Source organism: Bacillus sp. AFS012607 (assembly GCF_002558005.1).
GTDB classification, from domain to species: Bacteria; Bacillota; Bacilli; order Bacillales; family Bacillaceae_G; genus Bacillus_A; species Bacillus_A thuringiensis_S.
The window spans coordinates 198,114-224,031 of record NZ_NTVM01000005.1; the positions used below are offsets into that span (position 1 = coordinate 198,114).

Below are 25,918 nucleotides of genomic sequence, written 5' to 3' on the forward strand. Positions count from 1 at the left end.
CCTTGCAAAAAAACGATCGCAGCCATATAAAAGCATATGCTTTAATGTCAGGAATTCTTGCTCAATTAGTCGGTTCCATACTTGTTGGAATCTTTGGTGGGCAGTGGATTGATAATAAGGTTGGAACGTTTCCATTGTTTCTTATTATAGGGTTATTACTCGGGTTAGGAACAGGGGTATACGCAATGATTCGACTCATTCGACATTACTATTCGGGAGAGCAATGATGATAGACGTACATGGACTTGTCCAAAGACAAAAGAAATATATGTACTACTTGCTTGCGCTTCTAGTGCTAGGATGGGGATTTACCTCTTACAAGGATGTATTTCTTGGGCTGATTATCGGAACGATTTTCAGTTTTCTTAGTTTGCGCATCATTGCACGTAGAACAGACAAGCTGTTAGATCGCGTAACAAATGGAGAAAACGTGAAGTTTAAGGCGACAGCTGTAAGTACATATTCAAGATTCGCCACGATTGGGTTATTAATTTTATTTGCAGCCAAATATCAAGAGTTAATTGCGATGTGGGGCTTAGGTGTAGGATTGCTGACAGGATACCTTGTCATGATCATAGATTTTCTTTATTTAGAGTATAAGAGCAGGGAAGAGAGGTGAATTACTAGTGGAACACGGTAAATTAGTTAAATTTCTAGGTTTAACGTTCGATTTGTCATCAGTTATGATGGTTACTGTAGCAGCAGTTATTGTTTTCTTAATCGCTGTTATCGGAACTCGCAGCTTAGCCCTTCGCCCAACCGGGATGCAAAACTTCATGGAATGGGTGTTTGACTTCGTGAAAGGGATTATCAATAGTACGATGGACTGGAAAACAGGTGGACGTTTCTTAACGCTTGGCGTTACGCTTATCATGTTTATCATCGTATCGAACTTCCTTGGTTTACCATTCATGTATTCAGCAACTGAAGCTGGCGAACATATTGCATGGTGGAGGTCACCAACGTCTGATCCAGCAGTTACATTAACATTAGCCGTGATGGTAGTTACCCTCACCCATTATTATGGAATTAAGATGAAGGGTACGAAAGAGTATGTTAAAGGTTATTTCCAACCTATGAAATTCTTATTCCCATTAAAGGTTATTGAAGAGTTTGCTAACACATTAACGTTAGGTCTTCGTTTATTCGGTAACATTTATGCAGGTGAGATCTTATTAGGATTACTTGCTAAGTTAGGCGGGGCATCATTCCTTGGAGCATTAGGTGCGCTTGTACCGATGTTAGCATGGATGGGATTCAGTGTATTCGTTGGATCAATCCAAGCATTTATTTTCGTTATGTTAACGATGGTTTATATGGCTCATAAAGTAAGTCATGACCATTAATATAATTTAAGTAAGAAAAAATTTATTTTTTTATAATACAAAGGAGGACAAATTAAATGAGTTTAGGTGTAATCGCAGCTGCAATTGCAATTGGTTTATCAGCATTAGGTGCAGGTATTGGTAACGGTCTTATCGTATCACGTACAATCGAAGGTGTTGCTCGTCAACCAGAATTAAAAGGCGCACTTCAAACAATTATGTTCATCGGGGTTGCTTTAGTTGAGGCACTTCCAATCATCGGTGTAGTTATTGCATTCATCGTAATGAACAAATAAGGGAGACTCCCCTTACATAGATGGCGAAGAGTGTTTTTCCGAACTTTCTTCGCCATTGCTTTATGAACGAAACGTATGTCTTTTTTTTTCATATGATCAATTTAGATATTTTGAAGGGAGTGAATCCTTGTGCCAACTTTATTATTAGGAGCTGCCATTCCATTTGGAACGATTGCTTATACATTGTTCATTTTCTTAATTCTATTAGTAATGCTACGCAAATTTGCGTGGGGTCCTTTAATGGGAATTATGAAAGAACGTGAAGAGCATGTTACTAATGAAATCGACGCTGCAGAAAGAAGTAACGCTGAAGCGAAGAAGTTAGTAGAAGAACAACGTGAAATGTTAAAACAATCGCGTGTTGAAGCACAAGAGTTAATCGAAAGAGCGAAAAAACAAGCTGTAGATCAAAAAGATGTGATTGTTGCTGCTGCGAAAGAAGAAGCAGAATCAATTAAAGCATCTGCTGTACAAGAAATTCAACGCGAAAAAGAGCAAGCAATTGCTGCTTTACAAGAACAAGTCGCTTCTTTATCTGTTCAAATTGCTTCTAAAGTAATTGAAAAAGAATTAAAAGAAGAAGATCAAGTTAAGTTAATTCGCGATTATATTAAAGAAGTAGGAGAAGCGCGATGAGCAATGGGATTGTAGCAAAACGTTATGCTGTCGCTCTTTTTAAAATTGCAAAAGAAAAACACGTATTAGAAATGTTTGAAGAAGAATTACGCCTTGTACAAAACGTTTATGTAAAGAACGGGGAACTACATAGCTTTTTAACGCAACCAAACATTTCAAAAGAGCAGAAGAAAACGTTTCTTGCAAACGTATTCGGATCTGTTTCTGAATCAATTTTAAATACGTTATATATTTTAATTGATAACAAGCGTATTGATATCTTACCTGAAATTGCAGATGAATATGTTGTTCTTGCTAATGAAGAACGTAACGTAGCGGATGCAACTGTATATTCTATTCGTCTTCTATCTGAAGAAGAGAAGCTTAACATTGCAGAAGCATTTGCAAAGAGAACGGGAAAAGATGCAATTCGCGTGAAAAATGTTGTAGATGAAGATTTACTAGGCGGAATTAAAGTACGTATTGGAAATCGCATTTATGACGGAAGTTTACAAGGAAAATTAGCACGTATTCAGCGTGAATTAATGAAGAATAGATAGGGGTGAAGCACATGAGCATCAGAGCTGAAGAAATTAGCGCACTGATAAAGCAACAAATCGAGAACTATCAGTCTGAAATCGAAGTTAGTGATGTTGGTACAGTTATCCAAGTTGGTGACGGTATTGCGCGTGCTCATGGTCTTGATAACGTTATGGCTGGTGAACTTGTAGAGTTCTCTAACGGCGTTATGGGACTAGCACAAAACTTAGAGGAAAACAACGTAGGTATTATCATTTTAGGACCTTACACAGAAATCCGTGAAGGTGACGAAGTTCGTCGTACTGGTCGCATCATGCAAGTACCAGTAGGAAAAGAACTAATTGGTCGTGTTGTAAACCCATTAGGTCAACCAGTTGATGGTTTAGGCCCAATCAATACAACAAACACTCGTCCAATCGAAAGTCCAGCACCAGGTGTAATGGATCGTAAATCTGTTCATGAGCCACTTCAAACAGGTATTAAAGCGATCGATGCTCTTGTACCAATTGGCCGTGGTCAACGTGAGTTAATCATCGGTGACCGTCAAACTGGTAAAACAGCAGTTGCACTTGATACAATCATTAACCAAAAAGATGAAGATATGATTTGTATCTATGTAGCTATCGGACAAAAAGAATCAACTGTACGTAACGTAGTAGAAACACTACGTAAGCACGGTGCATTAGAGTACACAATCGTTGTAACTGCATCTGCTTCTCAACCAGCTCCATTATTATACTTAGCTCCTTATGCTGGTGTAACAATGGGTGAAGAGTTCATGTACAATGGTAAACACGTATTAGTAGTATATGATGACTTATCAAAACAAGCAGCGGCTTACCGTGAGCTGTCATTACTATTACGTCGTCCTCCAGGTCGTGAAGCTTATCCAGGGGATGTATTCTACTTACATTCTCGCTTATTAGAGCGTGCAGCAAAATTAAGTGATGCAAGAGGCGGCGGTTCTTTAACTGCACTACCTTTCATCGAAACACAAGCAGGGGACGTATCAGCTTACATCCCAACAAACGTAATTTCTATTACGGATGGACAAATCTTCTTACAATCTGACCTATTCTTCTCTGGCGTACGTCCAGCGATCGATGCGGGTACTTCTGTATCTCGTGTTGGTGGATCTGCTCAGATTAAAGCAATGAGTAAAGTATCAGGTACACTTCGTCTTGACCTTGCATCTTACCGTGAGTTAGAAGCGTTCGCTCAGTTCGGCTCTGACCTTGATAAAGCAACTCAAGCGAAACTAAACCGTGGTGCTCGTACTGTTGAGGTATTAAAACAAGGATTACACAAACCGTTACGTGTAGAGAAACAAGTTATCATTCTTTACGCTTTAACACGTGGATTCCTAGATGATATCCCAGTAGTAGATATCACTCGTTTCGAAGAAGAATTCCATGCTTGGTTAGATTCTAATGCGACTGACTTATTAGAAGAAATCCGCACAACTAAGAAACTTGCGGATGACGACAAATTTGCAGCAGCAATTAACGGATTTAAAAAAGTATTCGTAGCTTCTGAGTAATAAAAGCGGAAGCGGCTCGTCCTGAATGTGAGGGGGAAGAAGTGAAGCCACCGAACATTCAAGCCGCTGGAGCTAGATAATAATATATATAGGCATCTCAATCTTTGAGATTGCTGACGGTTATGTAAAGGAAAAGAGTAGGTGCACCTATTCTTTTCCTTCAATCATGAGCAAGAATATCTTGCAACGTAGATTAGGAAGAGGATTCTTACTAATCGTGCCAACTTCCGGAAAAAAGGTGGTGAAAACCTGTGGCATCTTTACGCGATATAAAAGCGAAGATTACCTCGACAAAGAAAACGAGTCAAATTACGAAAGCGATGGAGATGGTATCTGCATCTAAGTTAAACCGTGCAGAACAAAATGCTAAATCTTTCGTTCCGTATATGGAAAAGATTCAAGAAGTAGTAGCGAGCATTGCGCAAGGAAGTAAAGGAATTAATCATCCGATGCTAAATGCGCGTCCTGTAAAGCGTACAGGATACATCGTTATTACATCTGATCGCGGACTAGCAGGTGGTTATAACAGTAACGTATTACGTACAGTGAGTAACGTAATTCGTGAACGTCATAATATGGATTCAAACCAATATTCAATTATTGTGCTTGGACGACTAGGACGTGATTATTTAAAACGTCGCGGCTTTAACATCATTGATGAAGTAGTTGGATTATCTGACCACCCATCATTTACTGATATTAAAGATCTTGCTTCTCGAGCAATTGCGATGTTTGCAGATGGTGCTTATGATGAGCTGTATATTTACTACAACCATTACGTAAGTAAAATTTCACAAGAAGTAACGGAAAATAAAATTTTACCGCTTACTGATGTGGCGTCTGATAAACCGACGACAGCTTATGAATTCGAACCTTCTGAAGAAGAGATTTTAAAAGTACTATTGCCACAATACGCAGAAAGCTTAGTGTACGGTGCATTACTAGATGGTAAAGCAAGTGAGCACGCAGCGCGTATGACAGCAATGAAGAGTGCTACAGACAACGCAATGGAAGTTATCGATTCACTTACACTTTCATTCAACCGTGCGCGTCAGGCAGCGATTACGCAAGAAATTACGGAAATCGTTGGTGGAGCAGCAGCGTTAGAATAGTATTAAAAGCGGAAGCGGCTCTTTCAAAAGAGTCGCGTAAGCTAAACTAATAAAAAATTAAAAGCCAACTTCTCTTAGAAAGCTGGCTAATTAAAAGAAAGCTAGGAGGGAACCCGATGAATAAAGGGCGCGTTACGCAAATCATGGGTCCGGTTGTAGACGTTAAGTTTGATGGCGGAAAGCTACCAGAAATCTACAACGCCCTTACGGTAAAACAAAGCAACGAAAACGGAAGCATGAACTTAACATTTGAAGTTGCACTTCATTTAGGTGATGATACAGTTCGTACAGTTGCGATGTCTTCCACAGATGGACTTGTTCGTGGCACAGAAGTAGAAGATACTGGTAAAGCAATTTCTGTACCAGTTGGTGATGTAACACTTGGACGTGTATTCAACGTATTAGGTGATGCAATTGACTTAGATGGTGAACTTCCTGCGGATGTACACCGTGATCCAATTCACCGTCAAGCACCTGCATTCGAAGAATTATCTACTAAAGTAGAAATTCTTGAAACTGGTATTAAAGTAGTAGACTTACTTGCTCCTTACATTAAGGGTGGTAAGATCGGCCTATTCGGTGGTGCCGGTGTAGGTAAAACAGTATTAATTCAGGAATTAATTAACAACATCGCACAAGAGCACGGTGGTATCTCTGTATTCGCTGGTGTAGGTGAGCGTACTCGTGAGGGTAATGACTTATACCACGAAATGAGCGATTCTGGCGTAATCAAGAAAACTGCGATGGTATTCGGACAAATGAACGAGCCACCTGGAGCACGTCAACGTGTTGCATTAACAGGTTTAACAATGGCTGAGCATTTCCGTGATGAGCAAGGACAAGACGTACTTCTGTTCATCGATAACATCTTCCGTTTCACGCAAGCGGGTTCTGAAGTATCTGCCCTTCTTGGTCGTATGCCATCTGCGGTAGGTTACCAACCAACACTTGCAACAGAAATGGGTCAATTACAAGAGCGTATTACATCTACAAATAAAGGGTCTATCACGTCTATCCAAGCGGTATATGTACCAGCCGATGACTATACTGACCCAGCACCAGCTACAACGTTCGCTCACTTAGATGCAACAACAAACTTAGAGCGTCGTTTAACACAAATGGGTATTTACCCAGCCGTAGATCCATTAGCATCTACATCTCGTGCACTGTCTCCAGAAATCGTAGGAGAAGAACATTATGAAGTAGCTCGTCAAGTACAACAAACTTTACAACGTTATAAAGAACTTCAAGATATCATCGCTATCTTAGGTATGGATGAGTTATCTGAAGAAGATAAGTTAGTTGTACATCGTGCTCGTCGTATTCAATTCTTCTTATCTCAAAACTTCCACGTAGCTGAGCAGTTTACAGGTCAAAAAGGTTCTTACGTACCTGTAAAAAATACAGTTAGTGGTTTCAAAGAAATTCTAGAAGGAAAATATGATGACCTTCCAGAAGATGCATTCCGCTTAGTAGGTGGCATTGAAGAAGTTATTGAAAACGCGAAGAAAATGATGGCGTAAGGCCTTAGGAGGGACGAAGTATGAAGACATTTCCAGTCAGTATTGTAACTCCTGATGGACCGGTTTACGAAAAAGAAGTAGAAATGGTAAGTGTAAAAGCAGAGAGTGGGGAAATGGGGATCTTACCAGGTCACATTCCAACTGTTGCACCATTAAAAATTAGTGCAGTTCGTCTGAAAAATGGTGGACACACTGATTATGTAGCAGTAAGCGGTGGCTTTATCGAAGTTCGTCCAGATAAAGTGACTGTATTATCATCATCTGCTGAAGAAGCAAACCATATCGATATCCATCGTGCAAATGAAGCGAAGCGTCGCGCTGAGCAACGTATGCAAGATAAACAAGCACATGTTGACTTTAAACGTGCAGAAATGGCCTTGCAACGTGCCGTGAACCGTTTAAACGTTTCTGATATGAAGTAAAAAAAATCCGTAAGGGCCCTTGCCTTTACGGATTTTTTTGTCTATTTCATGGATAATTTTACAAAATTGGTATAATTATATTGATGCTTGTATAAGTAGAAGTGTACAACAATTTATATTTTATGAAGGGGATGAATCAATAATTGGTGAAATGAAACGAGAAGCATTGTACTCTTTAAAGGGAAAATGGGGACTAGGTGTTGGGTCAACAATTTTATATTTTATTTTAAGTTATGTCGTTTCGATGGCTGCAATGCTTATACTATTAATTCCAGGAATTATTATATTTCTCTCAGTTGTAAGTTTAACTGGATCATTTGAAGAGGAAACGATGTCAATTGGAGCAGGTATTACCTTTGGGATTTTTTATTGCATTATGATAATTTTGAGTAACGCATCGTATGGGATTACATCATATGGTTATACAAATGTATTTTTACAGATTAGTAAACGAGAAGATGCTAAAGTAGATCACTTATTTGAAGGATTTCGCGGTTTTAAAAGAATGATGAAAACAATGTGGGCAATGCTTGCAATTTTGTTATATACAGGTAAGTGGATTCCGATGCTGTTAATAGGCTTATTTGCATTGTTAGGTGAAGAAGGGAATACGTCATTTGCAATAGCTTTCTTCGTGCTATTAGCGATTTCAATTGTTGGTATGATTGTGATGTATTTTTCTTATGCGCTGACGTACTATGTAATGATTGAAAATCCAGAATATAGTGTTTCGCAGGCGATGAAGGAATGTAAGAATCTTATGAAGGGGCATAAGTTAGATTTGTTTCTTTTATGGCTGAGCTTCATAGGATGGGCTATTTTAGCGCTTCTTACTTTTGGAATAGGCTTTCTTTGGCTTAGTCCGTATATGAGTACAACGACAGCATACTTTTATCGCTACATCTCAAAAGGTGAATTGCAATAGAAACATGCTATACTAATAGAATTATTGTGTATAGGAGGCTAAATATGATTAGTGATCTAAAAGGAGAAGCACTAGATTCATTAGAAGGGAAATGGGGATTAGCAGTCGGAGCCACATTACTTATTTCTGTTATAATGATCACTTTTAACTTTATTGTTGATTTTTCGTTTACACAAATTTTGGGTTGGGAAGATATGAAAAACTCCATGATAGTAGATATTATTACAACTTTTATGGTAGGTCCATTAACGTTAGGTGGCTATTATTTAGCGCTACATATAATTCGAGAAAAAGACGCGCGTATTGGGCATATATTTAGATGGTTTACAGCAGGAAGTAAGTTTATAAAGTCATTTTTATTATATATAGTAGTGAACATTTATATTTTCTTATGGTTTTTACTATTTATTATTCCAGGCATCATTAAATCATTCTCTTATGCGATGACGTACTTTATAATAAATGATCATCCTGAGTATTCCATAAATCAAGCTATTACAGAAAGCCGTCGTATGATGGATGGGCATAAGATGGAGTATTTCATTTTATGTTTAAGTTTTATCGGTTGGTTTATATTGAGTTGTATTACGTTAGGGATTGGATTCTTATGGTTAATTCCATATTTCTACACAACATCTGCGGCTTTTTACGAAGAAATCGCAGAAGAATATTATGAGAAAAAATTTAGCACTATAAAACCCCCAGTATGAATTATTTGTTCATACTGGGGGTTTTTTGTAGAAACTTTATAAATTGATTACTAGTAAGTGGTTTACTGAAATAGTAACCTTGCATATATTTACAGTTATGTTTTTGCAGAAACTTAAGCTGTTTTTCGGTTTCAATTCCTTCGGCAACGACTGAAAGATTTAAAGTATTTGCGAGGGAAAGGATTGTAGAAACGATGGCTCGTTCTTCAGGACGATGATCGGCTAATTGTGTGAATTCTCTCGGTACTTTTAATGTGTCGATTGGAAAAATTGATAAATAAGCAAGAGAAGAATACCCAGTACCGAAGTCATCAATGGAAGTTTGGATACCGTATTCTTTTAATTGCTTCAGTGTTAATAACGTTTCTTTCTCGTCAATCATTGCAATTCTTTCTGTTAACTCAAGTGTGACATATTTTGGGTCGACGCTTACGTTGTTTAATATTTGTGAAATGTTTTCGATTAATTGATCTTGCCGGAACTCTTTTGCGGATAAATTAACACTTATTTTTAAATTTTGGTAGCCAAGGATATGCCATATTTTTAATTGGAGACAAGCTTCTTGTAATACCCAATGTCCAAGTGGGACTACTTGTGGCGTCTCTTCTACAATTGGAATAAACTCACATGGTGAAATATCACCTAATAGTGGGTGTTTCCAACGTATTAAAGCTTCAGCGCCGATGATTTTATTTGTTGTCGTATCAATTTGTGGTTGATAGACGAGATGAAATTCTTTGTTTACTAAAGCAATTGGCAGATCTTTTTCAATTCGAGCTTTTCGTTCCATTTTTTTATATAGTTCTTTCGTGTAAAGAGAGCTACCGTTTTTTCCTTTATTTTTTGCTTCGTACATGGCCATATCAGCATGCTGCAAAATGGATAGCGGATCTTCACCTGCTTCAGGATATATTGCAATTCCGATACTCGGTGAGATTTGTAAATGTTGATTTTCGATTTCAAATGGCTCATTCATGGCCGCTACAATTATATCAGCCATTTTTTGGACATCTGGCTTTTTTTTGTAATTTTCGATAAGGATTGTGAACTCATCTCCAGCTAGCCGCGCGAGTTTCATATTTGATGTTGATATTCTTTCGAGCCTTTTTGCTACTGCGATGAGCAATAGGTCTCCTACTCGATGACCGAGGGTATCATTAATAACTTTAAAACGGTCTAGGTCGAGAAACATAACAGCAAAAGGCTTTTTCGATATTTTTGCTCGTGCAATTGCCTGTTCCAAATGTTGATGAAATGCACGACGATTTGCAAGCTCTGTTAAAGTATCATGGTATGCTAGAAAATTAATCTGTTCTTGCTGTTGTTTGCTTTCCGTAATATCTTTAATCATTAAATAAACCCCAGAAATTTTCTCTTTTAAAAAGATCGGTACGGCGGTAACGTGCAAGTAGTAAATATCTCTGTTTTTATGATACGCCCGTATTTCTAAAGAGATAGAATGTCCCTTTTTTACACGATGAAAGGAGTTAATCATTTCTTCTAAATCTTCTTCGTATATGAGTGAATAGTAAGGCTGGTTTAATAATTCATTCGTTTGATAACCGAGTAAAGTAGTACCAGCGTTATTTACTTTGAGAAAATTGCCGTATAAATCTAATGTGAAGATTGGATCTGGATGATGCTCGTATAAAGATTTAAACATTTGTTGATTATGATAGAGTTCATTCTTCTGTTCTACTAAATCTTCTGTACGTAGTTTAATTTGTTTCTCGAGTTCTGAGTTGAATTGCATTTGAGCTAGCAATAATATTTTATTTTGTTTTCGAACTAAACTATGACGTATGAGAACGAAAGAGAAAGTTATTATAAGACCAATTACTATAATAGGCCCAAAGACGTATTCAACTAATATAAAAAGAATAAGTGTTATTACTGAAATATAAGGCAATGATAATCGGATTGATTCACCAATTTTAGGTGTTAGTAGTACTTGCTCTTGTTTTTCAGGTTCTTTTGTATGGAGAATACAGGCGATTGCTACTAGTACTAAGGTTACTTGATAGAAAGGAGTAACTGTAAACATAGAATACTCTGGTATGAAGTATTTTATATAAGCATAAATCGCATCTGTAGTAGCATATAAAATTAAAGCACTGCTAAGAAGCGCACCAACCTTTTTAGGTAATAAGGATAGTGGTTTGAATAAAAGATTGATTCCTATTAAGAGAAAGAGTAAATCAACCATTGGATAGGTAAGTTGAACAAATATGTCGATATAGGATGTTGTAAAAACGTGAATGGTTCGTTCAATAAGTAAGTAGTAACTTAAAGTAAATTGGGCTGTAACGATAATACAAATATCACATAGCATAAAAAGTTTTTCTAATAAATCTCGGTTATAAATGATTTCGTATAGAAAGGCAAATGCAAAAGTAACTAAAAAAAGTAAGTAAAAAAAGTCAGATGGATCAACGAACGTATAGAAGTCCTTTACAATTAAACGCTGATAGGCAACGACTATATCACCGATAAAATAAGAGAGAGCTCCAACGGATAATATAATCCAAAATAAACGAGATAGCCCTTCTTTCATGTTTGAAAAGTAAAGTATATAACTACAAGCGATAATATCAATTAATAGGGTACTCATTCCGATTAATAGCTGAAAAGGAAATGAATATTCATATAGAAAAGGCATCGCTACGTAGTGAATCGTTATAGACAGCAATACAATGCTTATAAGAATACTTACATGTGTTTGTTTTTTCATTTATATCACCTACGGTTTCTTGAAAAGCGTATATAAGTTTTATATTTATTTTGCACAGTTATAGCGAGTTGTAAAAATAGATTTTAATAATTCTTGTTTCTGTCTCCCAACATATCGACATAGGAATTTGAAGTTTGCTATAATGATTAGAATAGTTGCATTATTTAGAAAAATTTAAAAATAATAATTACTGCAACTAGGACATATTGTTTACTATGTGAACTTGTTCTTAATTTAGGGGGGAGGGTTTCACAATGGCAAGTGTATATGAAAATAGTTATATGATCGTTTTGATTTTCTTGCTATTAGGTATATTGCTGCCGGTAGTGGCTCTTACATTAGGAAGGATGCTGCGCCCAAATAAGCCAAGTGCAGCAAAGGCGACGACGTATGAGAGTGGAATTGAGCCGTTTCATGATGCAAATATTCGGTTTCATGCTCGTTATTATATTTTCGCTTTATTGTTTGTGATCTTTGATGTAGAAACTTTATTTTTATATCCTTGGGCTGTTGCGTATGACAAGCTAGGTTTATTTGCATTAATTGAAATGCTCATCTTTGTTGTAATGTTGCTAGTTGGATTAGCGTATGCTTGGAAAAAGAAGGTGTTACAATGGTTATAAATTTTGAGGAATTACATCCAAATGAGCGAGCAGAATTAGAACGAAATATCTTTTTTTCTACATTGGAGCAGTTGAAAGGATGGGCGAGGAGCAATTCTTTATGGCCGATGACATTCGGACTGGCGTGCTGTGCAATTGAAATGATGGGAGTAGGCTCATCACATTACGATTTAGATCGATTTGGGTCATTTTTTCGGACTTCACCAAGACAATCGGACGTCATGATTGTATCGGGAACAGTAACGAAGAAGATGGCTCCTATTGTTCGGCGCTTATATGATCAAATGCCCGAACCGAAATGGGTTATTGCGATGGGATCTTGTGCGACAGCAGGTGGTCCGTATGTAAATTCATATGCTGTTGTGAAAGGTGTAGACCAAATCGTACCAGTTGATGTGTATATTCCTGGTTGTCCCCCAAATCCGGCTGCTTTAATTTATGGAATTAATAAATTAAAAGAAAAAATTCGTTACGAAGCAAAGACCGGGAAGCAGGTGACGAATAAATGAGTAATCCAAACAAAGACTTAGAGGATCTGAAAAAAGAAGCAGCTAGGCGTGCAAAAGAAGAAGCGAGAAAACGCCTTGTAGCGAAACACGAGGCGGAAATAAGTGAGCTTGAGGCAGAAAATCAAGAAAAAGAGAAAGCGCTACCAAAAAATAATGATATTACTATAGAAGAAGCAAAACGACGTGCAGCAGCGGCAGCAAAAGCAAAAGCGGCGGCGTTAGNNGCGAAAGCAAAGGCAAAGGCGGTGGCAGCAGCCAAGGCAAAAGCGGCAGCATTAGCGAAGCAGAAAGCTTCGCAAGGTGATGGGGATTCGGGAGATGAAAAGGAAAAGGCAATTGCAGCAGCAAAAGCGAAAGCAGCAGCGGCTGCAAGAGCGAAGACAAAGGGAGCTGAAGGTAAGAAAGAGGATGAGCCGAAGCGGGAAGAAACGTCCGTAAATCAGCCGTATTTAAATCAGTATGTTGAGGCTATTAGGGAGAAGGTAGGAGAGGGTGCATTAGTAGATTCCTACATTAATAAACTGTCAAAGGATGTGCCGACTCTTGTGGTGGATCAAGAAAAATATTATGAAGTGATGGAGTCACTGCGATTCCATGAAGGACTTGCTTTTGATTATATGTCAGAGCTACATGCGACGGATTTTGTGACACATATGGAAGTATATGTTCATTTGTTTTCATATGGTAAGAAACAATCGGTAGCGGTGAAGGTAAAGCTAGACCGGGAAGAACCGCAAGTTGAATCTGTGACAGCGCTTTGGAAAGGGGCTGACTGGCCGGAGCGAGAAGCATACGATTTGCTCGGCATTGTATTTAAAGGGCATCCGAATTTAACGCGTATTTTAATGCCAGATGATTGGGTAGGACATCCGCTTAGAAAAGACTATGAACCGTATGATGTGGAGGTGTAGCTATGATCCGTACGGAAGAGATGCTTTTGAATGTAGGACCTCAGCATCCGAGTACACATGGTGTGTTCAGGCTCGTAATTAAGATTGACGGGGAAATTATTAGAGAAGCTACACCGGTTATTGGGTATTTGCATCGCGGGACGGAAAAAATCGCTGAGAGCTTACAGTATACGCAAATTATCCCTTATACAGATCGAATGGACTATTTATCAGCCATGACGAATAATTACGTCATTTGCCATGCTGTAGAGACGATGATGGGACTTGAAATTCCGGAGCGTGCCGAATACTTGCGAGTACTTGCGATGGAGCTAGGGAGAATTGCAAGCCATCTCGTTTGGTGGGGGACGAATCTTCTTGATATAGGAGCGGTCAGCCCGTTTTTGTACGCGTTTCGTGAACGAGAGATGATTATAAATTTATTAAATGAATTATGCGGGGCACGGCTTACTTTTAACTATATGAGAGTTGGCGGTGTGAAGTGGGATGCGCCAGATGGTTGGATTGAAAAGGTGGAAGAGTTTGTTCCGTATATGAGAGAGCAATTGGCAGGTTATCATGATCTTGTTAGCGGTAATGAGATTTTCTTAAATCGTGTGAAAGGCGTTGGTATATATAGCGCGGAAGAAGCGATCTCGTATTCTTTAAGCGGAGCAAATTTGCGGTGCACTGGAGTAAACTGGGATCTTCGCAAAGACGAGCCGTATTCGATTTATGATCGTTTTGATTTTGATATTCCTGTTGGAAGCGTGGGAGATGCTTGGGATCGCTACGTTTGCCGAATGCAAGAAATCGAGGAGTCTTTAAAGATTGTTGAGCAAGCAGTTCAGCAGTTCCCAAAAGATGGAGCAGTGCTGGCAAAAGTACCGAAAATTATTAAGGCACCTAAGGGAGAAGCGTTTGTACGTATCGAATCGCCGCGCGGAGAGATTGGTTGTTACATCGCTAGTGACGGAAAGAAAGAGCCGTACCGTTTGAAGTTTCGTAGGCCATCTTTTTATAACTTGCAAATTTTACCGAAGTTATTGAAAGGTGAAAACATCGCTAATTTAATTACGATTTTAGGTGGAGTTGATATTGTACTTGGGGAGGTTGATGGCTAATGATTGAGACGCTCTTACAATCACCTTCAAGCTGGACGAATTTCTTCATTTTTTTCGGATTAGCGGTGCTTCTACTATTTGCAGTCCTTGGCTTCGTTACATATGGAATTTTGGCAGAACGGAAAGTGATGGGGTTTATGCAAGGGCGGATTGGACCAAACCAGGTTGGAGGCCGATTCGGTTTACTGCAAACGGTAGCTGATGTTTTAAAACTATTATTGAAAGAAGATAGTATTCCGAAAGCAGCAGATAAACCACTGTTTATATTAGCACCTGTCATTGCATTTGCGCCAGCATTTATGGTGCTGGCAGTTATCCCGTTCACTGATAAATTTCAATTTGCCGATATTGGAGTCGGGCTACTTTATTATATCGCTGTTTCCGGTATTACGACGATAGGTGTTGTAACTGGGGGATGGGCATCGAATAATAAATATTCCCTTTTAGGAGGGATGCGTGCGGCGGCGCAAATGATTTCTTATGAGATTCCGCTCGTAATGAGTGTAATTGGTATCGTGTTGTTAGCTGGTAGCCTGAATTTAAATGAGATTGTAGCGGCGCAGGAGAAGGTTTGGTACATTTTCGTGCAGCCAATTGGCTTCGTCGTTTTCTTAATTGCAGCAGTTGCAGAGTTAAATCGGACGCCATTCGATTTGCCAGAAGCGGAGTCAGAACTTGTTTCTGGATATCATACGGAATACTCAGGTTTTCGCTGGGCGTTTTTCATGCTTTCAGAGTACGTATATTTCTTCGGGATGGCATCGTTAATTACAGTGCTCTTTTTAGGCGGATGGAATCCAGTCATGTTTCTTGGATTTATCCCAGGTGCCGTATGGTTTGCTTTGAAATTTAGCAGTGTAGTCTTTCTATTAATTTGGTTCCGCGTTACGTTCCCGCGTATAAGAGGTGACCAGTTAATGGAGTTTGGATGGAAAGTATTATTGCCGATTGCACTTGCAAATATTTTCTTAACGGCATTGATTAAGGAGTTATTCTTCTAATCTATGAGGGGGGTGCCAGTAAGAGATGAAGGGACTATTTAAAGGATTAAAATATACACTAAGTAATTTGAGCAAGAAGAAGGTAACGTATGATTATCCAAATCAACCGTTGCCGTTGCCAGACCGTTTTCGGGGGATTCAAAAATTCTATCCGGAGAAATGTATTGTTTGTAATCAATGCTCTAACATTTGTCCGACAGACTGTATTCAGTTAACAGGAAAGAAACATCCGGATCCTACGAAAAAAGGAAAAATTATCGACACGTATGATATTAATTTTGAAATTTGTATTCTTTGTGATTTATGTACAGAAGTTTGTCCGACAGAGGCGATTGTCATGACAAATAACTTTGAGCTCGCGGAATATTCACGTGATGACTTATTTAAAAATTTGCAGTGGCTTGACGAAAACGACGAAAACGTCAGGAAGGAGAATAAGGCATGAATGGCGAGTTTGTAGCATTCTTTATACTATCCTTGACTGCAATTATCGGCGGTGTTCTTATGTTGAACTTAACGAAAGTTATGCACATGATGCTAGCTCTCGTTCTAACATTTCTCAGCATTGCAGGTTTGTATTTTCTTTTATCAGCCGAATTTATAGGCGTTGCACAAATTTTACTTTACTCTGGTGCAATCACAATTATTATGATTTTCGGCATTATGTTAACGAAACATAACGCGGAAAATGAATCGCGTCTTACTCTTCGAAAATGGATTATCTTCTTTGCGGTTGTAGCATTTGGAGCGGTTATGTATTTCGCTGTTAATAATATTGATTTTGCAAATGAGAGCACACAAGGAAGTTTACCTCTCCATGAAAACAACACACTTCAAATCGGTACGCTTCTCTATTCAAAATATATTATCCCATTTGAACTAACTTCAGTTATTTTACTTGTAGCACTCGTTGGCGCGATTATACTTGCGAAAAAGGACGAGAAAGAGGAGGATTCCAATGAGTAGCGTTCCGGCTTCTGCATATTTAACACTTGCGATTATTTTGTTTTGCATCGGCCTATTTGGAGCTTTAACAAAGCGGAATACAGTAATCGTATTAGTTTGTATCGAATTAATGCTAAATGCTTCCAATTTAAACTTAGTGGCGTTTAGTAAATTAGGCTTATTTCCGAATTTAACAGGTCAAATTTTCTCACTGTTTACGATGGCTGTAGCGGCAGCGGAAGCGGCGGTAGGACTCGCTATTTTAATTGCTTTATATCGTAATCGTACGACAGTTCAGGTGGATGAAATGGATACGCTCAAAGGATAGCATTGTGACCGAAAAAGGGGGAAGGAAACAATGATCGATTATGCATGGCTCATACCGCTTTTCCCACTCGTTTCGTTTTTGTTACTTATTATATTCGGGAAGAAAATTAGAGAAGGAAGCAGTGTACTTAGTATTTTTTTCGTCTTTCTCTCCTTTATACTTGCGGTACTTGTGTTAATAGAAAGATTTTCAGAAGCAAGCGTGAAGCATAAGTGGGTGTGGCTTAGAGCTGGAGATGTGGATATATCATTTGGCTTTGAAGTGACTGCATTAGGAGCTTTAATGTTGTTTATCGTTACGCTTGTGAGTCTGCTTGTACATGTGTATTCGAAAGGTTATATGAAAGGTGATGAACGATTACCAACCTTTTACGCATATTTAGGACTCTTTACATTTGCGATGTTAGGGCTTGTTATATCAACGAATTTATTACAGCTTTATATATTTTGGGAATTAGTTGGCCTTGGCTCATTTTTACTTATCGGTTTTTATTTCTTTAAAGAAGAAGCGAAGACTGCTGCAAAAAAGGCTTTTATTATGACCCGTATTGGGGATGTTGGTTTATTTATCGGGATGATTTTAATTTTTTGGTACGCAGGTAGTTTTGAATATGACGCAATATTTAGGGCGATTTATACAGGGGATCTACCTCCTTACATGATTACAATAACGGCGATATTAATTTTTATCGGGGCGATGGGGAAATCAGGTCAGTTCCCGCTTCACACGTGGTTGCCAGATGCAATGGAGGGGCCAACGCCCGTGTCGGCACTTATTCACGCGGCGACGATGGTTGCAGCGGGCGTATATTTAGTAGCGACGATGTTTCCATTATTTTCGGCAAGTGCGGTAGCGATGCAGACAGTGGCAATTGTCGGAGCTTTCACTGCAATCTTTGCGGCCTCTATCGGCCTTGTACAAACAGATATAAAGAGAGTACTTGCTTATTCTACAGTTAGCCAGCTCGGGTATATGATGCTCGCGTTAGGTTCTGCTGGTTATGTAGCTGGTATATTCCATTTGACGACACATGCTTTTTTTAAAGCACTACTATTTTTGGCAGCAGGAAGTGTAATTCATGCCGTGCATACGCAAAACATTAACAAAATGGGCGGTTTACAGAAGAAGATGAAAGTAACTGGTACGCTATTTTTGATAGGTACACTTGCAATTAGTGGGGTTCCACTCCTTTCTGGGTTCTTTAGTAAAGATGAAATTTTGGCTGCGACTTGGATGAATGGTAATTACTTTTTATTCGTATTAGCAGTACTTGCGGCATTCTTAACGGCATTTTACATGTTTCGTCTATACTTCCTTGTCTTTACTGGGGAAGCGAAGACGAAGGAAGATGTGCATGAGTCGCCCCGCATTATGACGTATCCAATGATTGTTCTCGGCGTTCTCGCAGTAGTGGCAGGATATATAAATACACCATGGTTTGGGACGTTTCTCGGAGATTGGTTGACGAAAGATGTAGGGTTTAAGGTTGAAGAAGCGCATGGACCAGTTTGGATTATGATTGTTGCGACGCTCGTTTCATTTGCGGGAATCGCTCTTGCATATTTCATATATGGCAAGAAATCAATTTCTAGAGAGTGGGCTGGGGGTACGGGAACCTCGCTTTATAATCTTTTGAAAGAAAAATATTATGTGGATGAACTATACAACATGACGGTGATCCCTATTACGAAAGGAATCGCTCGTGTGCTTCGCTTATTTGAAGTGTATGTAGTCGAAGGAATTGCAGTTTTAATTGCAAGTGTAGTTAAAGGCACAAGTAACCTTGGCTCGAAACTTCAAAACGGGAATGTACAAGTGTACGGTACTGTAACGGCGGTTTCGCTCGCTGTACTCGTCATTATTTTGCTCTATACGGGAGGGGATTTACGATGAATGATTTGTTGTTAACGTTCTTCATTTTTTCCCCGCTTTTAGGAATTTTATTGCTTGTATTAACACCGAAAAAGGAATTGCGTACAGTGCGGGCGCTTGGCTTATTTGGGACGGCACTTCCATTTGGAATCGCCATCGTCCTCGCTTGTACATATGCTTCTGGAAAGAGCTTGTCACTATTTGATGAAAAGGTGAAATGGATTAAGTTCGGAGATTTTACAGCGGTGGATAAAAGGTGGTTTTCTATTTATTACGAGCTCGGTATTGATGGTTTGTCGCTTGTCATGATGGTACTGACGGCTCTTCTAGCGATGCTTGCAGCAATTGCAGCCTTTTCTATTAAAAGCAATTTAAAAGCATTTTATATGCTGTTACTCATGCTAGAAATAGGGATGCTCGGCGTCTTTGCTGCTCAAAATTTAATGTTGTTTTTTATCTTCTTTGAAATTACGTTGCCACCCATGTTCTTATTAATTGGGAAGTGGGGAAAATTGTCGAGTGAAAAGGCTGCTTATAGTTATTTAATATATAACGGTATTGGCTCAGCTATTTTGCTCATTGTTTTCTCAATTTTGTTCGCGAAAACAGGTACAACAAATATTGTGGAGCTGAAAGAGATATTAAGAAGCGTAAGCGCAGGGGGAGAACTCGTCATCCCAAGTAGCTTGCAGCTTGGTGTATTTATTGCCATAATGATTGCCTTTGCAATTAAACTACCTGTTTTTCCGTTGCACCGCTGGATGGTCAATGTACACATAGAAGCGCATCCAGCTGTAGTTATGCTTCATGCGGGTGTTTTGTTAAAGATTGGAGCGTACGGTATTATTCGCTTCGGGAAAGGGTTATTCCCGGAATATTTTCACGATGTTGCAACGCTAATTGCGATATTAGGCGTAATTAATTTATTATACGGTGCCTTTTTAGCGCTCATCCAAACGGACTTTAGGAAAGTACTCGCTTACTCTAGTATTTCGCATATGGGAATTGTATTAATGGGACTTGCGTCACTTAATGCACCTGGTACACAAGGAGCGCTATTCCAAGTTGTATCACATGGTTTAATTGCAGCCTTGCTCTTCTTCTTGCTAGGTGTTATAGAACAACGATTTGGAACTTCGGATATTACGGTGCTAGGCGGACTTGCGAAAAGTGTACCGATACTTAGCGGATTCTTTTTAGCAGGAGGAATGGCATCACTTGGATTACCAGGGATGTCTGGGTTTGTTAGTGAATTTCTTGCCTTTCTCGGTTTATTTCAAGGAGAGCCCGTCATTGCTGCAGTCGGTGTGATTGGCATCATTTTAACCGCTGTATACGTATTAAGAGCGACACTTCAAGTGACATTTGGAAAGAAAGAATGGGAAGCGAAATCTGATATACACGGATGGGAGTACGTCCCTGTTTTACTACTTATCTTTTGTATTATTGCAATTGGAGTTATGCCAGAGATACTAGGGGATCCGCTTCAAAATACATTGAAAACATTGGGGGTGAAGTAGGATGGATATGAATACGTTACTTAGCTTATCGTGGCATCTAATGGTGCCAGAATTTATTATTCTCGGGGCCGCCATCCTTCTTTCCATATGTGATTTGTTTTTTAAGCTGAACCATAGATATGTAGCTCTTGGTGCGATCGCTGCCATCGTATTAGCAATTGTTTCATTAATTACGCTATATAGCGAACCAGCTGGAGATATTTTAAATGGATCGTTTGTGTTAGATGGATTTTCAAAAGGGTTTAAAACGTTGTTATTAGGCGCCTCAGCTCTCATTTTATGCATCGCAATGAGCGATGATAAGAAGAATCCGATTGAAGATAAGGGCGAATATTATTACTTATTTTTAATGGCACTTCTTGGCGCAATGTTCATGGCTTCTAGTGTTGACTTTATCACCCTTTTCGTTGGTTTAGAGTTACTTTCACTTTCTTCTTATATTTTAGTCGGAATACGAAAAAAGAACCGTGCATCAAATGAAGCGGCAATGAAATATGTCATTAGCGGAGGAATTGGAACGGCGATCACGCTCTTCGGAATGAGTTATTTATACGGTATTACAGGTTCAACTAACATTGTAGATATGCAAAAGTTACTCACTGGGGAGCTCGCTAGTGGTATTCAGTTATTGTTAGCTCTCGCATTTCTTTTATTGCTAGTTGGTCTCTCATTTAAAATTGCCACAGTGCCGTTTCATATGTGGGCACCTGATGTGTATGAAGGAGCGACTACACCTGTTACCGCTTTTCTTGGAACGATTTCTAAAATTGCTGGTTTCCTACTCATTATTCGTTTGTTCCTTATGGTTTTTGCAAGTGTATTAATACAAGGAGATATGCAATCTTTATATGGGCATATGAGTATATATATTGCGGTGCTAGCAAGTATAACGATGATTGTTGGGAATGTAGTCGCGTTAAAACAATACAACATAAAACGTTTATTTGCTTATTCAGGTATTGCGCATGCTGGGTATTTACTCGTTCCACTTGTGGCATTATCACCATTTACGCTAGATAGCATGTGGTTTTATATGCTGGCATACATGCTTATGAATATAGGCGCGTTTGCCATTATCCACGGCTTAATCTTACAAAACGATAAGGAAAACATAACGATTTTCACCGGATTATATAAGAAATCACCATTTGCAGCGATCATGATGACAATCTTTATTTTATCGCTGGCCGGGATACCAGGGACGGCTGGCTTCATTGGAAAGATTAACATCTTTTTAGGCGCGCTTCATGTAGAGCCAGCACATTACGTACTAGCTTCGATTATGATGGGTACGACAGTTGTTTCATTCGTATATTATTTCCGTATTTTACAACAAATGTTTTTCCGCACCGGAGAGACAGAAGAGAGGATACGGTTACCGTTAAATATAAAGGTTGTTATGAGTCTTTGTGCAATTTCGATTGTAATACTAGGGATTATGCCGATGATTGGGTACAATTTCTTTTATGAATATTTTCCATTAATGAAAGATTTCTTCTTCTTAGGGAACGTGGTACAATAGTGAAAATAAAAGGTGTGGAGTCAGTACTCTGCGCTTTTTATTTTGTGTTAACTTGTAATGTAGATATACGTTTTTTGAAAGAAAATCACGATGTAAAATGTAAGATGTCTATTTGCATTTGAAAAAGTGTGGCTCCTACTTATTATGGTATCGTTTTTATATTCTTTCATAAGTAGTAGCTGAGTAAAAAGGGGTCGATTTTTTGGCACAACTTTTAGGGCAACAAGCACTGATTGCCATTGTTTCGCATTTATTGTTTATTACCATTACGTGGTGGGCTTTGCAAGGCATTCACATTGAGCGTTTAATGAAGTCCGGAAAAGTGCTGCAGACGCGAGTATTACTCATCTTAATTACAATTGCAATTGGGACATCTGTAAGTAACTTTTTCCTTGATTATTTAGGCTATTCGAAGAGTTTAACGTATTTAGTAAAGTAAGTGTATAGAACCTCAAATCTCCGTTAACAATGGGGATAGGAGGGGATGAAATTGAAGCTTAAAGCCATTCTTATTGTTGCACTTAGTGTTGTTTTATTTTTGGTTGGATATAGAGAGATGAAACCGATAAGCGATGAACAGAAAATGGAGAGCATGATTAAGGCTTTAGAGAAAAATGATGCTAAAGTAGAAAAATGGTCATGGTTAGCTAGAGAAACAAAAACAATTTCTAATATACATACGTTTCAAAAGTTGTTAAACGATGTGAAGGACAAGGCAAATATTCAAAAGTGGGAAGTAGAGCAATCTCCAGATGGATATAAAGCTACATCCTATAAAAAGTTTGCTTCTCATGAAGAACGAGTAGTAGTAACTTGGAGTAAAGAAAATACTAAAGAAAACACTTTCATTATCTTTGAAGTAAGTGGGGCGAAATGGGACCCGAAGTATGTTCAAAAAGTGAATAAAATTTTTAGTGAAAAACCTATAATTTACACTTGTGTTCAAGGTGTACTGAATGATAAGATTGAAGGTGTTTTGCAAAATAAAACCAATCAGGTTTTGAAAGATCTTTCAGCAAGAGCGATCGAACAAGTAGAAGAAAGAGCATTTGTGTCAGTCTCCGCATACAATAAAAAGTGGGATGACGCTCTTTCAACAAATAGAGAGAAAATAAATGTGCAAATAGCAATACGTTCTACAGACAACAAAGATACAATTGTGGTTGGCACACCGATCATAACTTCTGAGTATTGAGTGAATAGATACTGAAAAAAGGACACGGAGGGGAATAATTTGGAAAAGATCATCGTCCGTGGCGGAAAGCGGTTAAACGGCACAGTGCGTGTTGAGGGCGCAAAAAATGCTGTATTACCTATAATCGCTGCAGCCCTATTAGCGAGTGATGGAAAGAATGTACTATCTGAAGTACCAGTTTTGTCTGATGTATACACAATTAATGAGGTATTACGTCATTTAAATGCTGAAGTCGTATTTGAAAATAATCAAGTAACAATCGATTCTTCTAAAGAACTAAACATTGAAGCACCATTTGAATATGTACGTAAAATGCGTGCATCTGTTCAAGTAATGGGACCATTATTAGCACGTAATGGTCGTGCTCGTATTGCACTTCCTGGTGGATGTGCAATCGGTTCACGTCCAATTGACCAACATTTAAAAGGCTTCGAAGCAATGGGAGCAAAAGTACAGGTTGGTAACGGTTTTGTTGAGGCATATGTTGAGGGAGAACTAAAAGGAGCTAAAATCTACTTAGACTTCCCAAGCGTAGGCGCGACAGAAAACATTATGTCTGCAGCTACATTAGCAAAAGGGACAACAATTCTTGAAAACGCAGCGAAAGAACCAGAAATCGTTGACTTAGCTAACTTCTTAAATGCAATGGGAGCGAAAGTACGCGGAGCTGGAACTGGAACGATTCGTATCGAAGGCGTTGATAAATTATATGGTGCAAACCACTCTATTATTCCTGACCGTATTGAAGCGGGAACATTCATGGTTGCAGCAGCAATTACTGGTGGAGACATCTTAATTGAAAATGCTGTACCTGAACATTTACGCTCAATTACAGCGAAAATGGAAGAAATGGGTGTTAAAATTATTGAGGAAAACGAAGGTGTACGTGTTATCGGCCCAGATAAGTTAAAAGCGGTTGATATTAAAACTATGCCTCACCCAGGTTTCCCAACAGACATGCAATCACAAATGATGGCATTATTACTACAAGCTGATGGAACAAGCATGATTACAGAAACGGTATTCGAAAACCGCTTTATGCACGTTGAAGAATTCCGTCGTATGAATGCTGATATTAAAATTGAAGGTCGTTCTGTTATTATGAACGGTCCAAACAGCTTACAAGGTGCTGAAGTAGGCGCAACTGATTTACGTGCTGCAGCTGCATTAATCTTAGCTGGTTTAGTATCAGAAGGTTATACTCGTGTAACTGAGTTAAAACATCTTGACCGTGGTTATGTAGATTTCCATAAGAAATTAGCTGCATTAGGTGCAACTATTGAACGTGTAAACGAAAAAGTAGAAGAAGTGAAAGAACAAGAAGTTTCTGATCTTCACGCTTAATTGAAATAGTCTCTATGTCTTTTGACATAGGGGCTATTTTTTTTTGGGTTATTACTGTTATAGTCAATAAATTCTATACTTATGCACGTACCAGTAAAAATATTTAGAAAATTTCCGTTTTATGCTCTTCCTCCTTAAGTATGTTCTAAAAGAAAGAGTTGTTCCATAAGAATGAATGGAGTAAAGCTTTTATATTGGGGGAAAATAGGATGAAATTTTCAAAGCCACTTTTTATTACAGTAGCGCTCTTAATAGCGCTCGTTATCATTGTACCTGCAGCCCTTGTTATCCCATTTGCGAAAGCAAAAGTAGGGGAAGAAACGGCCTCTAAAACTCCTCCAGCGATAGAAAGTATACCAGCTCCAGGAAAAGTAGATACAGCGGTTCAAGTTGCTGTATATCGTGAGAAACAGAAGAAGGTAGAATCATTGCCTATGGAGGAGTATGTGACCGGTGTAGTAGCTTCTGAGATGAATGCCAGTTTTGAAATAGAGGCACTAAAGGCACAGGCATTAGCAGCGAGAACATTTGTAGTACAACGTATGCTAAGCGGAGGAAAGAAAAATAATGCGGACGTGACAGATACGGTGAAAGATCAAGTGTACAAAAGTAAAGAAGAATTGAAGAAACAATGGGGTAATAACTACGAAAATAATTTGAAGAAAATCGAAGAAGCCGTTTCGAAAACAGCAGGACAAGTTTTAACATATGATGGAAAACCAATTTCAGCATCCTTCTTCTCAACGAGTAATGGCCGGACAGAAAATGCAGCTGACTATTGGGGAAATGATTATCCGTACTTGAAAAGTGTAGATAGTCCGTGGGATCAAGCCTCTCCAAAGTTTACGAGCGAGCAAACATTTACAGTAGCTGATTTTCAAAAACGTCTCGGTGTGAAAGTACTAGCAGACGGGAAGGTTGGAAATATTAAAGACCTTACGGAAGGAAAGCGCGTAAAGGATGTAGCTTTTCAAGGAAAAACATTAACAGGAAAAGAAGTTCGTGAAAAGTTAGATTTACGTTCTTCTGATTTCACGTGGAAACAACGAGGGGATAAAATCATCATTACAACGAAAGGCTTCGGTCACGGCGTTGGTATGAGTCAATACGGAGCGAACGGTATGGCAGCGGAAGGAAAGAAATATACAGATATCGTCGCTCATTACTATAAAGGCGTTGAAATAAAGACGATGAATGATTATGAAGGAAAATTGATGGTGAAGAAATAGGTGTCAGAACTCTGGCACTTATTTTTTTGTTTAAAATATCATAATTTTCCATTAACTGTTTGATATAATAGGATAAA

General features: G+C 38.6%; 28 protein-coding genes. 27 read left to right on the top strand and 1 reads right to left on the bottom strand.

The annotated features are described in order from the left end of the window. Nucleotides 1-2 precede the first annotated feature (2 nt). From CN409_RS03750 to CN409_RS03810, 12 genes are all read left to right on the top strand, one after another. Nucleotides 3-227 carry an AtpZ/AtpI family protein gene (locus CN409_RS03750; protein ID WP_001171223.1) on the top strand — a complete coding sequence of 75 codons (225 nt, stop codon included), beginning with the start codon at nt 3-5 and terminating at the stop codon, nt 225-227. Continuing rightward, on the top strand, nt 227-619 hold the full coding sequence (locus CN409_RS03755) for an ATP synthase subunit I (protein WP_000567600.1): 393 nt from the start codon (nt 227-229) through the stop codon (nt 617-619). Before CN409_RS03750 ends, CN409_RS03755 begins: the two co-directional genes overlap by 1 nt. Before the next feature lie 7 nt (nt 620-626). Then, nucleotides 627-1,346, top strand: coding sequence for a F0F1 ATP synthase subunit A (gene atpB, locus CN409_RS03760; RefSeq protein WP_000399879.1), 720 nt, complete (start codon nt 627-629; stop codon nt 1,344-1,346). 56 nt (nt 1,347-1,402) lie between these two features. Further along, nucleotides 1,403-1,621, top strand: coding sequence for a F0F1 ATP synthase subunit C (gene atpE, locus CN409_RS03765; protein WP_000052064.1), 219 nt, complete (start codon nt 1,403-1,405; stop codon nt 1,619-1,621). Nucleotides 1,622-1,750: 129 nt separating this feature from the next. Beyond that, nucleotides 1,751-2,257, top strand: coding sequence for a F0F1 ATP synthase subunit B (gene atpF / locus CN409_RS03770; protein WP_001142615.1), 507 nt, complete (start codon nt 1,751-1,753; stop codon nt 2,255-2,257). Next, nucleotides 2,254-2,796 carry a F0F1 ATP synthase subunit delta gene (gene atpH / locus CN409_RS03775; RefSeq protein WP_000064682.1) on the top strand — a complete coding sequence of 181 codons (543 nt, stop codon included), beginning with the start codon at nt 2,254-2,256 and terminating at the stop codon, nt 2,794-2,796. The genes atpF and atpH overlap by 4 nt, the downstream gene beginning before the upstream one ends. Nucleotides 2,797-2,807: 11 nt before the next feature. Then, on the top strand, nt 2,808-4,316 hold the full coding sequence (gene atpA, locus CN409_RS03780) for a F0F1 ATP synthase subunit alpha (RefSeq protein ID WP_000027521.1): 1,509 nt from the start codon (nt 2,808-2,810) through the stop codon (nt 4,314-4,316). 251 nt (nt 4,317-4,567) lie between these two features. Continuing rightward, the gene (atpG, locus tag CN409_RS03790; RefSeq protein WP_000157703.1) at nt 4,568-5,428 is read left to right on the top strand and encodes a F0F1 ATP synthase subunit gamma; all 861 of its coding nucleotides are present in this window, start codon (nt 4,568-4,570) and stop codon (nt 5,426-5,428) included. 116 nt (nt 5,429-5,544) lie between these two features. Beyond that, complete coding sequence (gene atpD / locus CN409_RS03795; protein ID WP_001032597.1) at nt 5,545-6,951, top strand: F0F1 ATP synthase subunit beta; 1,407 nt, start codon at nt 5,545-5,547, stop codon at nt 6,949-6,951. A 20-nt stretch (nt 6,952-6,971) separates the two neighbouring features. Next, nucleotides 6,972-7,373 (top strand): F0F1 ATP synthase subunit epsilon, encoded by a 402-nt coding sequence (gene atpC / locus CN409_RS03800; RefSeq protein ID WP_000847214.1) that lies wholly within the window; start codon nt 6,972-6,974, stop codon nt 7,371-7,373. Between the two features lie 139 nt (nt 7,374-7,512). Continuing rightward, nucleotides 7,513-8,298 carry a DUF975 family protein gene (locus tag CN409_RS03805; RefSeq protein WP_097980974.1) on the top strand — a complete coding sequence of 262 codons (786 nt, stop codon included), beginning with the start codon at nt 7,513-7,515 and terminating at the stop codon, nt 8,296-8,298. Between the two features lie 44 nt (nt 8,299-8,342). After that, nucleotides 8,343-9,008: a DUF975 family protein gene (locus CN409_RS03810; protein ID WP_097980932.1), complete on the top strand. Its 666-nt coding sequence runs from the start codon at nt 8,343-8,345 to the stop codon at nt 9,006-9,008. Nucleotide 9,009: 1 nt separating this feature from the next. On the opposite strand, the gene CN409_RS03815 is transcribed toward CN409_RS03810, so the two are convergent. Continuing rightward, entirely contained in the window at nt 9,010-11,739 is a 2,730-nt protein-coding gene (locus CN409_RS03815; protein WP_097980933.1) for a putative bifunctional diguanylate cyclase/phosphodiesterase, read from the bottom strand. A 254-nt stretch (nt 11,740-11,993) separates the two neighbouring features. On the opposite strand from CN409_RS03815, the gene nuoA reads away from it, so the two are divergent. From nuoA to spoIID, 15 genes are all read left to right on the top strand, one after another. Continuing rightward, nucleotides 11,994-12,362, top strand: a complete 369-nt coding sequence (gene nuoA / locus CN409_RS03820) for an NADH-quinone oxidoreductase subunit NuoA (RefSeq protein ID WP_000179273.1) — start codon at nt 11,994-11,996, stop codon at nt 12,360-12,362. After that, entirely contained in the window at nt 12,353-12,871 is a 519-nt protein-coding gene (gene nuoB, locus CN409_RS03825) for an NADH-quinone oxidoreductase subunit NuoB (RefSeq protein ID WP_000236331.1), read from the top strand. Before nuoA ends, nuoB begins: the two co-directional genes overlap by 10 nt. Next, a complete protein-coding gene (locus tag CN409_RS03830) occupies nt 12,868-13,782 on the top strand; it encodes an NADH-quinone oxidoreductase subunit C (RefSeq protein WP_097980934.1) in 915 nt (304 codons plus the stop codon). Before nuoB ends, CN409_RS03830 begins: the two co-directional genes overlap by 4 nt. 2 nt (nt 13,783-13,784) lie before the next feature. Further along, nucleotides 13,785-14,885 (top strand): NADH-quinone oxidoreductase subunit NuoD, encoded by a 1,101-nt coding sequence (nuoD, locus tag CN409_RS03835; RefSeq protein WP_000621463.1) that lies wholly within the window; start codon nt 13,785-13,787, stop codon nt 14,883-14,885. Beyond that, nucleotides 14,885-15,886, top strand: a complete 1,002-nt coding sequence (nuoH, locus tag CN409_RS03840; protein ID WP_000573426.1) for an NADH-quinone oxidoreductase subunit NuoH — start codon at nt 14,885-14,887, stop codon at nt 15,884-15,886. The genes nuoD and nuoH overlap by 1 nt, the downstream gene beginning before the upstream one ends. Nucleotides 15,887-15,911: 25 nt before the next feature. Further along, nucleotides 15,912-16,331, top strand: coding sequence for an NADH-quinone oxidoreductase subunit NuoI (nuoI, locus tag CN409_RS03845; protein WP_000677191.1), 420 nt, complete (start codon nt 15,912-15,914; stop codon nt 16,329-16,331). Next, nucleotides 16,328-16,852, top strand: a complete 525-nt coding sequence (locus CN409_RS03850) for an NADH-quinone oxidoreductase subunit J (RefSeq protein ID WP_001012827.1) — start codon at nt 16,328-16,330, stop codon at nt 16,850-16,852. Before nuoI ends, CN409_RS03850 begins: the two co-directional genes overlap by 4 nt. Beyond that, complete coding sequence (gene nuoK / locus CN409_RS03855; protein ID WP_086396115.1) at nt 16,845-17,159, top strand: NADH-quinone oxidoreductase subunit NuoK; 315 nt, start codon at nt 16,845-16,847, stop codon at nt 17,157-17,159. Before CN409_RS03850 ends, nuoK begins: the two co-directional genes overlap by 8 nt. Nucleotides 17,160-17,189: 30 nt before the next feature. Then, nucleotides 17,190-19,052, top strand: a complete 1,863-nt coding sequence (gene nuoL, locus CN409_RS03860) for an NADH-quinone oxidoreductase subunit L (protein ID WP_086396114.1) — start codon at nt 17,190-17,192, stop codon at nt 19,050-19,052. Then, nucleotides 19,049-20,551: an NADH-quinone oxidoreductase subunit M gene (locus CN409_RS03865; RefSeq protein WP_000998944.1), complete on the top strand. Its 1,503-nt coding sequence runs from the start codon at nt 19,049-19,051 to the stop codon at nt 20,549-20,551. The genes nuoL and CN409_RS03865 overlap by 4 nt, the downstream gene beginning before the upstream one ends. Before the next feature lie 7 nt (nt 20,552-20,558). After that, a complete protein-coding gene (nuoN, locus tag CN409_RS03870) occupies nt 20,559-22,073 on the top strand; it encodes an NADH-quinone oxidoreductase subunit NuoN (protein ID WP_327944895.1) in 1,515 nt (504 codons plus the stop codon). A 202-nt stretch (nt 22,074-22,275) separates the two neighbouring features. Beyond that, nucleotides 22,276-22,512, top strand: a complete 237-nt coding sequence (locus tag CN409_RS03875; RefSeq protein WP_000057889.1) for a DUF1146 family protein — start codon at nt 22,276-22,278, stop codon at nt 22,510-22,512. Nucleotides 22,513-22,563: 51 nt separating this feature from the next. After that, nucleotides 22,564-23,268, top strand: a complete 705-nt coding sequence (locus tag CN409_RS03880) for a YwmB family TATA-box binding protein (protein ID WP_000767913.1) — start codon at nt 22,564-22,566, stop codon at nt 23,266-23,268. 39 nt (nt 23,269-23,307) lie between these two features. Then, nucleotides 23,308-24,612 carry a UDP-N-acetylglucosamine 1-carboxyvinyltransferase gene (gene murA / locus CN409_RS03885; protein WP_000411275.1) on the top strand — a complete coding sequence of 435 codons (1,305 nt, stop codon included), beginning with the start codon at nt 23,308-23,310 and terminating at the stop codon, nt 24,610-24,612. 209 nt (nt 24,613-24,821) lie between these two features. Further along, a complete protein-coding gene (gene spoIID / locus CN409_RS03890; protein WP_000672657.1) occupies nt 24,822-25,841 on the top strand; it encodes a stage II sporulation protein D in 1,020 nt (339 codons plus the stop codon). Nucleotides 25,842-25,918: the final 77 nt, after the last annotated feature.

Coding starts and splice junctions, on each gene's coding strand:
- spoIID (WP_000672657.1), top strand. CDS start 24,822: ATGAAATTTTCAAAGCCACTTTTTATTACAGTAGCGCTCTTAATAGCG.
- nuoL (WP_086396114.1), top strand. CDS start 17,190: ATGATCGATTATGCATGGCTCATACCGCTTTTCCCACTCGTTTCGTTT.
- nuoA (WP_000179273.1), top strand. CDS start 11,994: ATGGCAAGTGTATATGAAAATAGTTATATGATCGTTTTGATTTTCTTG.
- nuoK (WP_086396115.1), top strand. CDS start 16,845: ATGAGTAGCGTTCCGGCTTCTGCATATTTAACACTTGCGATTATTTTG.
- atpD (WP_001032597.1), top strand. CDS start 5,545: ATGAATAAAGGGCGCGTTACGCAAATCATGGGTCCGGTTGTAGACGTT.
- nuoH (WP_000573426.1), top strand. CDS start 14,885: ATGATTGAGACGCTCTTACAATCACCTTCAAGCTGGACGAATTTCTTC.
- CN409_RS03810 (WP_097980932.1), top strand. CDS start 8,343: ATGATTAGTGATCTAAAAGGAGAAGCACTAGATTCATTAGAAGGGAAA.
- atpA (WP_000027521.1), top strand. CDS start 2,808: ATGAGCATCAGAGCTGAAGAAATTAGCGCACTGATAAAGCAACAAATC.
- nuoB (WP_000236331.1), top strand. CDS start 12,353: ATGGTTATAAATTTTGAGGAATTACATCCAAATGAGCGAGCAGAATTA.
- atpC (WP_000847214.1), top strand. CDS start 6,972: ATGAAGACATTTCCAGTCAGTATTGTAACTCCTGATGGACCGGTTTAC.
- CN409_RS03815 (WP_097980933.1), bottom strand. CDS start 11,739: ATGAAAAAACAAACACATGTAAGTATTCTTATAAGCATTGTATTGCTG.
- atpE (WP_000052064.1), top strand. CDS start 1,403: ATGAGTTTAGGTGTAATCGCAGCTGCAATTGCAATTGGTTTATCAGCA.
- nuoN (WP_327944895.1), top strand. CDS start 20,559: ATGAATACGTTACTTAGCTTATCGTGGCATCTAATGGTGCCAGAATTT.
- CN409_RS03865 (WP_000998944.1), top strand. CDS start 19,049: ATGAATGATTTGTTGTTAACGTTCTTCATTTTTTCCCCGCTTTTAGGA.
- nuoI (WP_000677191.1), top strand. CDS start 15,912: ATGAAGGGACTATTTAAAGGATTAAAATATACACTAAGTAATTTGAGC.
- nuoD (WP_000621463.1), top strand. CDS start 13,785: ATGATCCGTACGGAAGAGATGCTTTTGAATGTAGGACCTCAGCATCCG.
- atpH (WP_000064682.1), top strand. CDS start 2,254: ATGAGCAATGGGATTGTAGCAAAACGTTATGCTGTCGCTCTTTTTAAA.
- CN409_RS03755 (WP_000567600.1), top strand. CDS start 227: ATGATAGACGTACATGGACTTGTCCAAAGACAAAAGAAATATATGTAC.
- CN409_RS03850 (WP_001012827.1), top strand. CDS start 16,328: ATGAATGGCGAGTTTGTAGCATTCTTTATACTATCCTTGACTGCAATT.